A 16834-nucleotide genomic window follows, 5' to 3' on the forward strand; every position below is an offset into this window, starting at 1 on the left:
CAGGCTGGCGAGATTATGCGGCTCGCGCTATGTTCGTCCTCCGATCATTTTCGGCGATGTTTCGCGCCCTGAACCGATGACCGTCGGCTGGTGGCAATATGCCCAGTCCCTGACCACGCGTCCCGTCAAGTCCATGCTGACCGGCCCTGTGACCATCCTCAACTGGTCGTTTGTTCGCAATGATATTGCACGCGCGCAAACCTGTCGCCAGATTGCATTCGCCATTCGCGACGAGGTTGTCGATCTTGAAAAAGCAGACGCCGTCATGGTTCAGATCGATGAAGCCGCCCTGCGCGAGGGGCTTCCGCTGCGTCGTTCGGAATGGAAAACCTATCTGAACTGGGCCGTGGAATGTTTCCGCATCTGCGCAAGCGGTGTTTCCGGCCATACGCAGATTCACACGCATATGTGCTATTCGGAATTCAATGACATTATCGACGCGATCGCGGATGGAATTGCTCGATGCATTCAAGTCCTTCAAATATCCAAATGAAATCGGGCCGGGTGTTTGCGATATTCACTCGCCCCGCGTGCCCGGCGTCCCGGAATGACCGTTCTTCTCTCGCTTGCGCGTGAGAGGCTGTCCGACCGCCAGCTTTGAGTTAATCCCGATTGCGGGTTGAAGACACGAAAATGGGAAGAAGTCCGCCCGGCACTCATCAATATGGTGGCCGCAGCCAAGGCGCTGCGCGCGCAGGCATAGGCTTGAGAGATGCCCTCGTGCCGTCCCGGCACGAGGGTTTCTGTGTCGCATCGTCGCGCAACTTCACGATTTTTTCAATAATCTTTTCATAGTATTATCTTGACGGCTTCTAAAGAGAATATAGGCTAAGACAGAAGCGGCCTTTATGTTTGCACGCGATAGAATTTTCGCTTTGAAATGCAAAAACGGCGTGGGAAAGTGATACTCTGCTTTCATCGCTTTCAAGTTCGCTTCAAAGCATCCTGAGGAGGTTACCCATGGCAGACGAAGACAAGCCCCATGCCGGGCATTGCACCGCTTTCATCAAGCTGTCCGGTGCTCCCGCTCCAGGCGAACGCCTTCCCCTTTTGATCCTACAGGAAGCATGACAAGAGCGTGAAAAAGAGCGGTCTGCGGCTGTTTGCAAACAGCGGCCCGATTTCAATTCATGACGCGCAGCGGCCTCTGGTGCCGCTTCGGGTCCGTACTGAACGAGGGGACTATGAACAAGCGCATTGATGACGGCGATCAGCCGGATACGACAAGACGTGTGCTGCTTTTTGGACTGGTTTCGGCCTATACCGCAACCCTTGTTCCCTGGGCGATGGCGCAGGAAGCGGCGGATGCCGATGAGGGCGCATTTCTGGCGTTGTCGGCCATTCTGGTCGGACGCCAGTCGCTTGATGCGGCACAGGCGCAGCGGCTTTACGCGGCCCTTGTCGAAGACGATCCCGGCTTTCCAGCGGCGGCGAAAGCGCTTCTTGCCCTGATCGAAGAGCGCAGGATCGACCCGATGCAATTGCAAACCATACTTGACGACGAAAAGTCGCCGCTTGTGGCCTTGCCGCGGCGGATCGTAACCGCCTGGTATATGGGCATTGTGGGTGAGGGCGCGAAAGCGCGTGCTCTTGCCTATGAAACGGCGCTGAACGCACAAGTGGTCGGCGATGTGCTGAAACCGCCAACCTATTCTTACGGCGCCTATGGCAGCTGGACGAGCAAACCAATCTAAGGAAAAAGCCATGGCGGATAATTTATCAGCGGATTTCGTCGTTGTCGGTTCAGGCATTATCGGATCGCTTGTGGCGCGCAAGCTCGCGCTGGCCGGGGCGTCGGTGATTATTCTTGAGGCGGGACCGCGCGTGACGCGCGAGGAACTGGTGGCGCGCTTTCGCAATTCTCCGCGCCGCAGCGACTGGATGTCGCCCTATCCCTCCGTGCCGTGGGCGCCGCACCCGATCTATCAGCCAGAGCCGAACAATCATATCGTTCAGGCCGGACCCTACCCCTACGCAGCCGAATATATAAGGCAGGTGGGGGGCACGACATGGCACTGGGCGGCACATGCCTGGCGCAATGTGCCCAATGATTTCAAGATCAAAAGCCTATATGACGTCGGCGTCGACTGGCCCTTCGGCTATGACGATCTTGAGCCTTTCTATCAGGAAGCCGAAGAGCTTATGGGAGTTTCGGGTGCGGACAATACCGGTTCGCCGCGCAGCCAGCCGTTCCCGATGGAACCGGTCGCAGAACCTTATGCCATGCGCCGGCTGCGCGAGCGGCTCGCGCCCGATTATGAAGTCGTGTCCAACACCACAGCGCGCAACAGCCGCCCCTATGACGGACGGCCTGCCTGCTGCGGCAATAATTCCTGCCAGCCGATCTGCCCGATCGATGCGCAATATCATGGCGGCCTGTCGGCTGATGCCGCCGAGGCGGCGGGGGCGAAGCTGATCCCCAATGCCAATGTCTACAAGCTCGAACATGACGAGAAGGGCAATATTACCGCAGCGCTTTATTATGACCCGGACAAGGGCACCCACCGCGTGACCGGCAAGACCTTCATCGTCGCCGCCAACGGTATTGAAAGCCCGCGCCTGCTGCTCTTGTCGTCGAGCGACAAATATCCGAACGGCCTTGCCAACAGTTCTGATATGGTTGGCCGCAACCTGATGGACCATCCAAGCACGTCGCTGACCTTCGATGCCGACGAGGATGTCTGGCTGGGGCGCGGGCCGCAAAGCCCCAGTTCCATCAACATCATGCGCGACGGTGCCTTCCGTTCCGAACATTCGCCATACCGGCTCGATTTCACCAATATCTCGCGTGTCGACGGCGTCACGCGCAGCCTGATCGGCGCGGGCGTCTATGGGGCGGAGCTTGAAAAACGCCTCCGTCACAGTGCTGCGCGCGAAATGAACGTGAAGAATGTGCTTGAAGTGCTGCCGGACCCGGAGCGCAGGATCAAGCTGAGTTCCGAGAAGGACGCCATGGGCCTTCCCAAGCCGGAGGCGCATTATTCGATCGACGATTATACCCGCCGGGGGCATGAGCGCTCGCAGCAGGATTTCCGCCGCATCGCCGAGTTGATGGGCGGCACCAATCTGCGCTTCAGCAAGGAAGGCGAGTTCGCTAACAACCAGCATATTTGCGGCACGCTCAGCATGGGCAACGACCCCAAAACCTCGGTCTGTGATCAATGGGGTCGCGCGCACGATCATGAGAACCTGTTTTTCGCCAGTACGGCGGTTCTGCCGACCTCCTCGACCTGTAACTCGACGGAAAACGGTCTGGCGGTGGCGCTGCGTTCGGTCGCTCATATTCTGGAACAGCAGGGCGCGTCGCTCAATGTAAACGGGGGAGCAAAGTCATGAGCCGTATTCTGTCCCGACTATCCGCTCGCCTCGCCGCTTTGCTCGCATTGCCGGTTTGTGCTTCCTTTCTTGCAATTCCGGCGCTTGCGGCGGATGCAGACCTGATCGCGCGCGGCAAATATGTCGCCACCGCATCCGACTGCGTGGCCTGCCATACGGCGCACGGCGGCCAGCCCATGGCGGGGGGCCTGCCGCTCGCAACCCCCATCGGCGCGATCATGTCGACCAATATCACGCCCTCGAAAGAAAACGGCATCGGCAATTATACGCTGGAGCAGTTCGATGCGGCGGTGCGTAAGGGCGTGCGTGGGGATGGCAAGCATCTTTATCCCGCCATGCCCTATACGTCCTATGCGTTGCTGAGCGATGAGGATGTCGCGGCGCTCTATGCCTATTTCATGGAAGGCGTCGAGCCGGTGGAGACGCGTCCGCCGGAGACGAAACTGCCATTTCCATTCAATATCCGCCTGTCGATGGCGGCGTGGAATATGCTGTTTTTACAAAACGGTCCCTATAAGCCCGATCCGGCGCAGAATGATGAATGGAATCGCGGTGCCTATCTGGTGCAGGGAGCAGCGCATTGCGGCACCTGTCATACGCCGCGCAATCTTTTCATGGCCGAGCAGACTTCGCGCGAAATGGCGGGCGCGGACATCGGCCCATGGCATGCGCCCAATATCACATCGGATGCCAATAGCGGCATCGGCGGCTGGAGCGTGGAGGAACTTGTCGCCTATATGAAACATGGCCATATCGCAAAAAGCCAGGCGGCAGGCCCGATGGCGGAAGCGGTTGATCACAGTTTCCGCTTCATGACCGACGAAGACGTGAAGGCCATGGCGGTTTATCTGAAAACCGTCGCGCCGGTACGTGACGCAGCCGATACGCAGCCGGTCTTTTCGTGGGGCAAGCCGTCCGACGAACTGGCAAGCATCCGTGGCGTGGCCTGGCCGCAGGATCACGATACATTAAGCGGAGCGCAGCTTTATGATGCCTATTGCGCGACCTGCCATCAGGCAGACGGGCAGGGCAGCAGGGGCTTGCCGTCGCTGGTGCATAATACTGCACTTGGCCGGGAGAACACCAACAATCTCGTCATGGTGATACTGGAAGGCTTGCGGCGGCAACCCGATGTGCTGATGCCGGGCTTCGGCAAGGAATTGTCGGATAAGCAGGTTGCGACGCTGAGCAATTATCTGATCGGGCATTTCGGCAATCCCGCCGCCAAGGTCACGACGGAACAGGTCGCGCAGTTGCGCGCTGGCGGAGCAAGCTCCGACTGGCTGATCTGGGCCGCTCGAATTGGTCTGGCTGTCGGTGTACTCGTTGTTCTCGGCATTCTGTCGGCTTTGCTTGTGCGCCGCAACCGGAAGCGTTCAGCCGCATAACTTTGAACGCAATAGTCCCGTTCTTACTGCAAGATGCAGGGAAATCAGTTCACCGGACTGGTTTCCCTGTTTGTCTTCTTGTGTGGGAAGGATGCGAAAATACAATTACCGGGTGTAATTCAGGCGATCCCGCCCAAATGCAAACCGCTTCGGGCTGGTCCATTCGAGAATGTAATTTCAATCCTTAGTGGGTAATAGACGGATATTGGATTTACCGGAGGTTGATGTCGTTCACCAGAGTCATCCATATGAAGTATAAACAGTACATATCGGGTAAACTATGCACGGTTGCATTATAATTCTCTAATATAATTAATTACTACAATATAATGAATACGCCTGAATCTGATTTTACAATATACTTGCATTTTTATAATAATAACTTGCTATCAACTATTGCTCCTATACGATGCGCGCTGAACGGGACGGCGAATCGGGAGGGTGGACAGGCACGGCTTTAATTGGTTTCGTCGCGACAGTGGCTCCGATAATCTCGCGTTTAACACTCCCCCCGGTGTTCCCCTTTGAGAAGATATTGTGCGTTTGCGGCTTGCGGCGGTTTCAGCATCGCCGTGGATTCTGGCGGCATGGCGCGCAATTCAAAGCGGTAGCGGGATGAGACATGATGCAATTGGATGCCAGGTCGACGCAGGAAGATAGCGCTCATCCCATTCTCAAACGAAGAAATCAGGCCCCCTCATCGCGCGAGCGCGCATTCCTGCGCCTGCTGCGCGGCGGGCGCATGACGAAATATAAGGGCGAGGTTGCCAGCTATGCGCCCTGTATGGGGGCAGTGGTTCTGGCCGTTGCGCGTTTGGCGCGTGCAAGCGTGCTTCCGGCAGCATTGCTGGCAGGGCTTATGCTTTATCCGGCTGCGGCCGCAGATCGATATTGGGACGCCAACCAGACCACGCCCGGATATGGCGGCGCAGGCACCTGGAACCTGACTTCATCCTTGTGGAGTCCAAACGCCGACGGTGTCAGCGGCCCCTATACGGCATGGAACGATGCGGCACTGGATACCGCGATTTTCGGGGGCACCGCGGGGACGGTAACTCTCGGCTCGCCCATCAGTGTGGGCGGTCTCACTTTCAACGTGGGCGGCTATACGCTCAACGGCAGCGTTCTGACGCTGGGCGGCGCAACGCCCACGATAGCTGCCAATAGCGGGACAACGACGATCAACTCGGTGCTCGCGGGGGCTTCCGGCTTCACGAAGGCTGGCAGTGGAACGCTGGTTTTACGAGGTGCAAATACATTCACAGGCAATATCAATCTGCTTGCAGGTACGCTCGATATTAATGGCAATGCGGCGCTGGGTGCTGCTGCAAATCGTGTCATTACAACACATGGTACGACATTCATTGCTTCCGGCGCCTTGAATGCCGCTCGTATTGTCGAATTGGGCAGTGGCAGTACGAAAATTGCTGGCAGCGGCGTAGGCTCGGCGCATTTCACCGGCATAGGCGGTCTTCAGGCGTTCAATGGCGTCACGCTCGATAATGACGCAAACGATTTCACCGGACAAATGACGTTCTTCGTCAACGGTACGGCGTTTTTCACGTCGGTTCGCAATATCGGTGAGGCCAGTTCGCTCGGTCAGGGTATTGCTGCCAACGAACCCATTAAATTTACCGGGGCAGACCAATATTCCGACTCGTTAAGATACATTGGGACGGGGAATAGCTCCAACCGGAACTGGGAGTTTGCCAGCAGCGGTGGCACCTCGGGCAATAACTTCATAAATGCCGGCACGGGCACACTGACGCTGAGTGGCAATATAAACCTCAATATGCCATCAATTCGTCCCATGACATTTTCTGCTGATAGCGCCGATTTCGAGTTGCTGGGCGAGATCAGCGGTGCGACTGGTGCACCCGTGACCTTTGCAGGCAAGTCGGGCCGCATAATCACTTTGGGCAGTGCCAATAGCTATAGCGGCACAACCACCATTCGGGATCATGTGACCGTGCAGGCGAGCGTGCTGGCGGATACCGGCGTCAATAGCTCCTTCGGTACAGGCAGCAGCGGCGGTGTCCAGATTTCCAATGGCGGCGTGCTTAGCTATGTCGGCACGGGTTCAAGCAGCAATCTCGACTGGTCCATCAAGACAAACGGCAGCATTCTCAATGATGGTTCCGGTGCTCTGGATTTAAGCGGCAATGCAGTGTTGTCGTCCGAGGTGGTCAGCGGCTTGCGGCTCGGCGGCGACTTCACCGGTACGAATACCTGGTCCGGCAATATTTCGGGCTCTGGAAAACTGGTAGGCAGTGGCGCCGGTAGATGGGTGCTGAGCGGGGATAATTCCGGGCGCACGGGCGCCATTGAAGTGCTCGGAGGCACTTTGAGCGCTGGCAGCGCCACGGCATTTGGTACGGTCACAGGTGTGACGGTCAATAGCGGCACGCTCGATATGGCTGGCCATGACCTGATGACGCCGATCCTTTCAGGCACCGGCGGCACCATTGCTCTGGGGTCGGGCAATCTCACGGTCAGTACAACTGTAGAGCAGAGTTTTTCCGGCGAAATCAGTGGTACGGGCAGCCTGATCAAGGCCGGTACAGGCAAGCTGATCCTTGGCGGACAAAATAGCTATACCGGCGCAACCCAGATTGGCGGCGGCACCCTCTCGCTCGATTTCGCGGCGGATGGCGCTCCCGCGAGCAATATCATTTCCGCAAACTCGGCATTGAATCTGGCTGGCGGTGAGCTCAAAGTCATTGGTGCGGATGGCGCGGCCAACAGCCAGAGCTTTAACGGCCTCAATATCAATGCCGGCAGCAACCGCATCACCGCGACCTCCGGTGCGGGCGGCAGCATGAATGTCAGCTTCGGCACCATCAGCCACACGGGCGGCATCGTGGATTTCGCAACGCCAGCCAACGGCGATTTCACGACCACCAACACGGCGCTGGGCGGCTGGGCGACGGTCAATGGAGCCGATTACGCCAAGGTTGACGGCGAGGTCATCCGCGCCTTCGAGGAAGCGGATTATGTCGACAAGGATGATGCCGGTAGCTGGCGGACCGGTGAGGTTATCAGCGATACGGGCAACGCTGCAAACACACCCTTTTTCGGAACAGTCAGCAGCAGCCAGCAGCTTGGCGGATTGAAATATACCGCAGCCGCCGCCTCGACCGTGAATATTGCCGCTGGCCAGACGCTCGGTATCGATGGCACCATCATCGTTGCCGCCTCCGTTGGCGCAACCGGCAAGACCATAGCGGGCGGTTCGCTGACCGGCGGAGCAGGCGGCACTACGCTCGGCCTTCTGCATAACGGCACCGGTACATTCAATATCGCCTCCACTATCGTCGACAACGGAGCAGGCACCGGTTTCGTCAAGGGTGGAAGTGGACTGGTGAGCCTGAGCGGAGCCAATCTTTATACGGGTGCGACGACGCTGAGCGGCGGAACGCTCGTGATCGATACGGTCGCTAATAGCGGCACTGCGAGCAGCATTGGCGCGGCGTCGGCGGATTCCGCCAATTTGCTGATCGAAAGCGGAACGCTGCGTTATGAGGGTGCGACTGCCCAGACCGATCGCGGTTTCACCCTCATCAACGGCGGCCCGAGCAGATCTATCGATGTTGTCGGCGGCGACGCAAATCTTACTTTTTCGGGCATAGTGACCAGCCCCGACGATGCAGGGTTTACCAAACTTGGTGCGGGCAAGCTGACGCTGGCCAATGGGAATAACGACTATATCGGCGTGACGACCGTTTCCGCAGGCACATTGTCGATCAACACCCTGACTGATGGCGGGACAGCGAGCGGCATCGGTGCGGCTGGCAGTGATCCTGCCAATATCGTTCTGGCAGGCGGCACGCTCGAATATACGGGTGCGGACGCCAGCAGTGACCGCAGCTTTACACTGCAGGCGGGTGGGGGGATTGGCGTTGCCGATGCCGCCGCGACACTGACCATGTCCGGCGCTGCGATCGGCGCAGGCGGTCTGCGCAAGGAAGGCGAGGGAACGCTCGTCCTTGCCGGAATGAACAGCTATACCGGCGAAACAACGGTCAGGAGCGGCACGCTGCGGGCCGGTTCTGCCGACGCCTTCGGCCGCCAGACGGACTGGATAGCGGTGAATACGGGTGCAACGCTCGATCTTGGCGGGTTTGACATCCAGACCGGGGCGCTGCGTGACGACCAGCCGGGCGGCGGTGGCGAGGTTTTTCTGGGATCGAAAACGCTGACCATCGATGGTGCGAACGGAACATTTACGGGCGCGATCACCGGCACGGGCGGCATTATCCGCTCGGGTAACAGTACGCAGGTATTTAGTGGCTGCGGCAATAATTATGTGGACACCACGACGCTTAATGGCGGCACGTTGAGCGTCGATTGTCTTGCCGATGGCGGCGAGGCAAGCGGCATTGGCGCGTCCGGCAGCGATTCCGCCAATCTCGTTTTCAGCGGCGGCCGGTTGAGCTATACAGGTGTTAGCACAAGCACAGATCGCGGTTTCACGCTGGCTTCGGACGGCTTTATCCGGATCGATGATGCAGCCACGGAACTTGAGTTCAGCGGTGATGTCGTCGGGGGAGGACGGCTGCGCAAAGAGGGCAGCGGCGTTCTGATCCTTTCCGGCACCAACAGCTATACCAACGACACGCTCATCAGTGGCGGCGTGGTTCGGGCAGGCTCGAACCAGGCCTTCGGGACGCGGGCAGTCTCGCTGAGCGATACGGCTGGGGCAGTGCTCGATCTGAACGGGCTGGACAATACGATCGGCTTCCTGTCTGGCGGCGGTACGACGGGCGGCAATGTCACGCTTGGCAGCGCCACGCTGACGCTTAACTGGGGCAGCGGGAGCGGGAGTTTCGCCGGGGCCATCAGCGGCAGCGGCGATCTGATCAAGGACGGCGGCATAACGCAAACCTTCACGGGCTGCGCGAGTGACTATACCGGCAGAACGCTCATCAATAAGGGTGTGCTTGTAGTTTCATGCCTTGCGGATGGCGGCGAGGCAAGTTCCATCGGTGCCTCAACTGCCGATGCGGGCAATCTCGTCATCAATGGCGGAACGCTGCGCTATGACGGCACTGGCGGCAGCACGGACCGCCGGTTCACATTGGGCGCGTCGGGCGGCAATATATTCAATGCGTCGGGCACCGGCGCGATCGACTTCACCAGCGCTGCGCCTGTCACTTTCACGTCGCCCGATACGGACCAGAGCCTGACCCTGACCGGCACCAACACGGCAGACAACACGTTTAGCGCACTGCTTCCCAACAATAGCAGCGGCGTCACCTCGCTTGTCAAGAGCGGCACCGGCACATGGGTATTATCCAACCCCGCCAGCAGCTATACAGGCAAGACGACGATCAGCGGCGGCGTTCTGGTTGTAGACAAAATATCCAATGGCGGCGAAGCCAGCAGCATCGGCGCATCCTCCCTTGCCGCGTCCAATCTTGAAATCGGCAATAATTCGACGCTGCGTTATCATGGAGACGGCGATACGACCGACCGGTTGTTTACGCTGGCTGCGGGTACGACCTTCATCGAATCTTCCGGAACCGGTGCGCTGGTTTTCAGCAACACCGCGCCCATAACGCTGAGAGGTAACAACACCGATCGCACCATCGCCATTGGCGGCATCAATACCGGTTTCAACACGATGGGCGGGACCATCGCCGACAGTGGAACGGGGAAGACGACGCTGGCCAAGAATGGCGTCGGCACATGGGTGCTGACGGGCAACAATACCTATACCGGCAACACTGTCATCAATAACGGCAACCTGATCATCGGCAACGGCGGCACGACCGGCAATGCGGGGGCGGGGAATGTCATCGTCGACGCTCCGACATCCACATTGTCGTTCAATCGAAGCAATACATTTGATTTTACGGGCACATTGAGCGGTCCGGGCAGCCTGGCGCAGATCGGCAGCGGAACCACGGTGCTGACCGCTACGGGCAATAGCATCGGCGCTACCAGCGTCGATAACGGAACCTTGCAGGTCGATGGCGATCTCGTCACGCCGACAGTTGCCATGAACGGCACTTCCACCCTCACGGTGAATGGCACGGTTGAAACTGCGTCCGGCGGCACGGTGGACCTCACGGGCGATGCCGGTTCCGGCACGATCAACGTCAATACAGGCGGCGTGCTGCGCGCCAATGGCAATCTGGGCGCGGGCGATGACACCATCAATTTGAGCGGCACGCTCGATACCGGTGCAGGCAGCAAGCTTCTGCTGGGCACCGGGAATGATACGCTTGCCCTTTATGACAGCGCCAATCTTTCTGGCGGCGGGATCGATGCAGGAACGGGCGAAGATACGCTCAAGGTCGATACCATGGCAGGACGCACGCTTGACGAAGCCAATATCAGCAATTTCGAAAGCCTCGTCAAATCAGGTGCCGGAACGCTGACCCTCACCGGCGCTTATGACTATAGCGCAGGCACGAGGATCGAAGCGGGAACGCTGCAGATCGGCACCGGGGCCATATCCGCATCGCTTGGCAGCGGCGATGTGCTTAACAATGGCACGCTGGCCTTCAATCTCGACAATGATTACAGCTTCTCCGGCACGATTTCGGGCAGTGGCGGCGTGAACAAGCTTGGCACCGGCATGACCGTCCTGACCGGCGATAACAGCTATGCGGGTGCGACCAATATCCAGGCGGGCACGCTTCTGGTGAACGGCGATCAGTCGGGCGCCACCGGCCTGACGACGGTTGCGGGCGGCAGCACTCTTGGCGGCATGGGCGTTCTGGGCGGAAACGTCACCGTGGAGAACGGCGCCGTGATCGCTCCGGGAGACGCGGGGAATGCGCCGGGCACCTTGGGCGTCAATGGCAATCTGACGCTCGCTTCCGGCTCCAGCCTCGTTTTCAATTTCGGTGCAGCCAATATTGTCGGCGGACCGCTGAACGATCATCTGGTTGTCGGGGGCAATCTCAGCCTCGACGGCACGCTGAATGTGACGCAGACAGTGGGCGGCAATCTCGGCCCCGGCATCTATCGCGTCATCAGCTATGACGGCACCCTTACCGATAACGGGCTGAATGTGACATCGCCGGATTATTCCGTGCAGACCTCGATTGCCAATCAGGTCAATCTCGTCAATTCCGCCGGATTGACGCTCAGCTACTGGGACGGCGAAGCCGGACCTCATTCCGATGAGATAATCGATGGCGGCAATGGCGTCTGGCGTGCTGCGGGCGACCGCAACTGGACCGACGAGACCGGCCTTTACAGCGCCCCCTTCGCCAATGGCAGCTTTGCGATATTTGCCGGGTCTTCCGGCACCGTGACCGTGGATAATGCGGATGGGCAGGTGCGGGCGACCGGCATGCAGTTTGCCACCGGCGGCTATGCAATTGAAGGCGGCGGCATGGAACTGCTCGGGCCTGTCTCCACGATCCGCGTCGGCGACGGAACGGCGATGAGCGCAGGCTATGTCGCGACGATCGATTCAATTCTTTTCGGAAATTCCCGGTTGCAGAAGACCGATCTCGGCACGCTGGTGCTGGGCGGCGTCAACAGCTATAGCGGCGGCACGATGATCGATGGCGGCGTCGTGCAGGTTTCAGCCGATGTCAATCTGGGTGCTGCGGGTGGCGCGCTGTCGCTGGGCGGCGGCACGCTGCGCAACACAGCCGCCATGAATTCGGCACGCGCTACAACGCTGCTGGCTGGCGGCGGCACCTTCGATACGCTCGCCGATCTGACCCTGAACGGTATTATCGACGGCGTGGACGGCCTGACCAAGACCGGCGGCGCGACGCTGACGCTGACCGGCACCAACAGCTATGGCGGCGGCACGGCAATCAATGGCGGGACAGTTGCGGTCTCGGCAGACCAGAATCTGGGTCAGGCCAACGGCGCTGTGACCTTCAACGGCGGCACGTTGAACAATACGGCAGGCTTCATGTCCAGCCGCAATGCCGTGCTCAATGCCGCCGGAGGGACATTCAAGACGGATGGCGCTCTCTTGTGGTACGGTTCGGTCGACGGTGCGGGCGCCCTGACCAAATCGGGCGCCGGTCCGCTTATTCTCGCCGCGGACAACAATTATCTCGGCGGCACGACAATTGCCGGCGGCTTGCTGCAACTGGGCTTTGGTGGCCCCACCGGCTCCATCCTTGGCGATGTGGTCAATAATGGCGCGCTGGCCTTCAACCGTTCCGATCTCGTCACTTTCAATGGGCTGGTTTCCGGTTCGGGTTCTCTCGAACAGAAGGGGCCGGGTACGCTCGTTCTGACGGCGGATAACAGCTATACCGGCCAGACGAGGGTGAGCGGCGGCGCGCTTTACATCCATGGCGACCAGTCGCTGGCGACCGGAGGACTGACCGTCGCTGGCGGTGCAGCGTTCGGTGGTGTGGGCACGATCGGCGGCAATGTCACGCTCGATGCATTGGCGACGCTCAATCCCGGTGATCTGGGCATAACGCCCGGCACGCTGACCATCAACGGCCATCTGGCGATTTCGCCCGATGCGACGCTGGCTTACAATTTCGGTCAGGCGGGGGTTGTCGGCGGCGCTTATAACGACCTGACGGTCGTTCACGGCAATCTCGATCTTGCAGGCACCATCAATGTCGATGAGGCGGCGGGCGGCAATTTCGGCCCCGGCATATATCGTGTCATCAGCTATGACGGCACGCTGACCGATGGCGGACTTGTGAGCACCTCACCCGATCATGCGGTGCAGACGGCGATCGCCAATCAGGTCAATCTCGTCAGCACCAGCGGTCTTCAGCTCGACTACTGGGACGGCGCGGACCCGTTGCTTCACCACAATGATGCGGTCAATGGCGGCGACGGTATCTGGCGTCTGGGCGGTAATCCGAACTGGACCGGCTCGACCGGCGATCTCAACGGCATATTCGATAATGGCAGCTATGCGGTTTTCGCAGGCCGCGCCGGTGACGTGACGGTCGATGAAAGCGCTGGTGAAATCAGCGTTGCCGGAATGCAGTTCGCCACGGACGGCTATCTGGTCAGCGGTGACAGCATCACTCTGGATGGTCCGCAAGCAACGCTCCGCGTCGGCGACGGCACCCTGCCGGGGGCTGATTATATCGCGACGATCGCGTCTGAACTGACCGGCGACAGCCAGCTTGTGAAGACCGATCTGGGTACGCTGGTGCTGGATGGCGTCAACAGCTATTTGGGCGGCACGGCGATCAATGGCGGCACGGTGCAGATTTCTGAAGACGGCAATCTCGGGGCTGCGTCCGGGGCATTGACCTTCGATGGCGGCGCCTTGCGCAACACGGCTGCCCTGTCTTCCACTCGCGATGCAAGCCTGCTTGCCGATGGCGGCACGTTCCGCACCGATGCGGAGCTGACATTGTCGGGCCTGATCAGCGGCGCGGGCGCTCTCACCAAGAGCGGAAACAGCGCCCTGACCCTTGCCGGAGACAACTCCTACGGCGGGTCGACGAATGTTCTGGCGGGCGGGTTGTTCGTCAATGGCGAGCAGAGCGCGGCACGCGGCATCACGGCTGTTGAAAGCGGGGCATCGCTGGGCGGCAGGGGCATTATCGGCGGCGACGTGACAATCGCGGACGGCGGCACCCTTGCGCCGGGCGCTGCGGACGGCACGCCGGGCACATTGTCCATTCTGGGCAATCTCAGCCTTGGCAGCGGCTCGATCCTCGATTACAGCTTCGGGGCAGCCAATGAAGTTGGCGGATCGATGAACGATCTGACGGTGGTGGGCGGCAATCTCGTTCTCGATGGCACGATCAATGTCTCGGTTGCGCCGGGCGGCTCTTTCGGGCCGGGCGTCTATCGCGTGTTCAGCTATGACGGGACGCTGACCAACAACGGATTGTCCATCGGAACCGTACCGTCTTCCGACGCCTTCGTGCAGACCTCCATTGCCAATCAGGTCAATCTGGTGAGCACTGATGGGCTGACGCTGAATTACTGGGATGGCGATGCAGGCCCCAAAAACAATGGCGTCGTGGATGGCGGCGACGGTGTCTGGCAGTCTTCCATCGGAAACGAACACTGGACCGACAGCAGCGGCAACCTCAATGCGCCCTATTCCGATGGCTCCTTTGCAATCTTTGCAGGCAAGGCCGGTAGGGTGAGCGTGGATAACAGTCTCGGTCAGGTGACGGCGTCGGGCATGCAGTTTGCCACGGATGGCTATGTGATTGGCGGCGGCGATCTCGATCTGACCGGAAGCCCGACATCGACGATCCGCGTCGGCGACGGAACGACAGCCGGAGGCGGCATCACTGCCACCATCGATGCAGCGCTCACCGGCAATACGCAGCTCGTCAAGTCCGATTTTGGTACACTCGTGCTGACCGGCACAAACAGCTATACCGGCGGCACGGCTGTTCATGGCGGCGCGCTGGCGATCTCATCCGATGCCAATCTGGGTGAAGAAAGCGGGCAGGTCAGTCTCAATGGCGGCACGCTTCACACCATGGCGAGCTTTGAGAGCGCGCGGACGCTCGATGTGTCCGGCGAGGCCAGCCTGCGCACGGATGCAGGAACCCTGCTGAGGTGGAACGGGTTTGTTTCGGGCGGCGGGAACCTGCAAAAATCCGGCGGCGGCAGATTGAATATCGCATCCGACAGTTTCGCTTTTGCAGGCAGCGCATCGGTTCAGGAAGGCGTGCTGGAAGTCAGCGGTAGCCTGTGCGGTGAGGTCAGCGTTCTTTCCGGCGGCAGGCTTGAGGGCAATGGCACGGTCTGCGACACTAATAATTTCGAGGGCGGCACGATAGCGCCGGGCGTTTCCATCGGCATGCTGACCGTTGACGGCGATTATCGCGGACAGGGCGGCATGCTGGAGATCGAGGCCGAACTTGGCGGCGATTCATCGAAGGCCGACCGGCTGGTCGTGACCGGCAACACATCCGGCACCAGCAATGTGAAGGTGCTCAATCTTGGCGGCGGCGGCGCGCAGACGGAAAACGGCATCAAGATCATCGAGGTCGGCGGCCGCTCGGAAGGATCGTTCAACCTGCTTGGCGATTATCGCTTCCAGGGCGAGCAGGCCGTGATAGGCGGGGCCTATGCATACAGGCTCTACAAGAACGGCGTCACGACGCCAGCCGATGGCGACTGGTATCTGCGTTCTTCCTATCTTCATCCCGACGATCCGCAACCGCAGCCACAGCCGCAGCCGCTCTATGCGCCAGGCGTGCCGCTTTATGAAGCCTATACCAATGTGCTGCAAAGCTTCAACGAAGCCGGCACCTTGCAGCAGCGGGCCGGCAACCGGTCATGGGGCGCTGCTGCGACCCCGCAGGGCGCGGATATGCCGGGAGCCGGGCCGGTCGACAGCAGTGCGATCTGGGCGCGCATCGACGGGGCGCATTCCAGTTTCACGCCGGAACGCACGACGAGCGGTGCCGATTACGATACGACGGTGTGGAAAATGCAGGCGGGTCTGGACGGCATGCTGCATGAAGGCGCAGCCGGAGTCCTGATCGGCGGTGTGACCGCGCATTTCGGAACGGTTTCCTCCAGCGTCTCCTCGCTTTTCGGTATCGGTTCTATCGATAGCACGGGCTATGGGTTTGGCGGCACGCTGACCTGGTATGGCGAAAATGGTTTTTACACCGATGCGCAGGCGCAACTGACATGGTTTGACAGCGACATCCACTCAGCCACGCTGGGCAGGATGCTTGTCGAGGGCAATGGCGGCTTTGGTTATGCGCTGAGTATGGAAGCCGGTCAGAAGATCGCATTGCAGGACGGCTGGTCGCTGACCCCGCAGGCGCAGCTGGCTTATTCCTCGGTGCGCTTCAGCCGCTTCACCGACTCTTATGGGGGGCAGGTTTCGACGGATGACGGAGATCGCTTGCTTGGCAGGCTCGGTCTGGCCGGTAATTATGAGCATCAATGGGTAGACGGCTTTGGCCAGTTGCGCCGGTCGAGTGTCTATGGCATCGCCAACCTCTACTATGATTTCCTCAATGGTTCGGATGTCGATGTTTCCGGCACGGGCTTTACAAGCCGCAATCAGGCGCTCTGGGGCGGTATCGGACTGGGCGGAACGCTGAGCTGGGATGACGGGCGCTATGCGCTTTATGGTGAAGCGCTGGCAAAGACCAGCCTGAAGGACTTCGGCGACAGCAGGAGCATGGGCGCAAGGCTCGGCTTCCGGGTGAAATGGTAAG

The 16834-nt window shown here is 59.7% G+C and carries 4 protein-coding genes and 1 pseudogene; all 5 read left to right on the forward strand.

The genetic code is table 11. From position 1 onward, the window contains the following. Window positions 1-19: 19 nt before the first annotated feature. Window positions 20-703, forward strand: a pseudogene (locus DKP76_RS04545) (5-methyltetrahydropteroyltriglutamate--homocysteine S-methyltransferase); the annotation flags it as partial. Between the two features lie 481 nt (window positions 704-1184). Beyond that, window positions 1185-1694 carry a sugar dehydrogenase complex small subunit gene (locus DKP76_RS04550; protein WP_109705276.1) on the forward strand — a complete coding sequence of 170 codons (510 nt, stop codon included), beginning with the start codon at window positions 1185-1187 and terminating at the stop codon, window positions 1692-1694. A 10-nt stretch (window positions 1695-1704) separates the two neighbouring features. Beyond that, window positions 1705-3336, forward strand: a complete 1632-nt coding sequence (locus DKP76_RS04555) for a GMC family oxidoreductase (protein WP_109705277.1) — start codon at window positions 1705-1707, stop codon at window positions 3334-3336. Next, window positions 3333-4724: a c-type cytochrome gene (locus DKP76_RS04560; RefSeq protein WP_109705278.1), complete on the forward strand. Its 1392-nt coding sequence runs from the start codon at window positions 3333-3335 to the stop codon at window positions 4722-4724. The genes DKP76_RS04555 and DKP76_RS04560 overlap by 4 nt, the downstream gene beginning before the upstream one ends. Before the next feature lie 622 nt (window positions 4725-5346). Then, complete coding sequence (locus tag DKP76_RS04565) at window positions 5347-16833, forward strand: autotransporter-associated beta strand repeat-containing protein (protein ID WP_109705279.1); 11487 nt, start codon at window positions 5347-5349, stop codon at window positions 16831-16833. Window position 16834 lies beyond the last annotated feature (1 nt).

The organism is Falsochrobactrum shanghaiense (genome assembly GCF_003149535.1).
GTDB lineage: Bacteria > Pseudomonadota > Alphaproteobacteria > Rhizobiales > Rhizobiaceae > Brucella > Brucella shanghaiense.

Excerpts from the sequence above, each read along its gene's own strand:
- DKP76_RS04560 (WP_109705278.1), top strand. The coding sequence starts at position 3,333 with ATGAGCCGTATTCTGTCCCGACTATCCGCTCGCCTCGCCGCTTTGCTC.
- DKP76_RS04565 (WP_109705279.1), top strand. The coding sequence starts at position 5,347 with ATGATGCAATTGGATGCCAGGTCGACGCAGGAAGATAGCGCTCATCCC.
- DKP76_RS04550 (WP_109705276.1), top strand. The coding sequence starts at position 1,185 with ATGAACAAGCGCATTGATGACGGCGATCAGCCGGATACGACAAGACGT.
- DKP76_RS04555 (WP_109705277.1), top strand. The coding sequence starts at position 1,705 with ATGGCGGATAATTTATCAGCGGATTTCGTCGTTGTCGGTTCAGGCATT.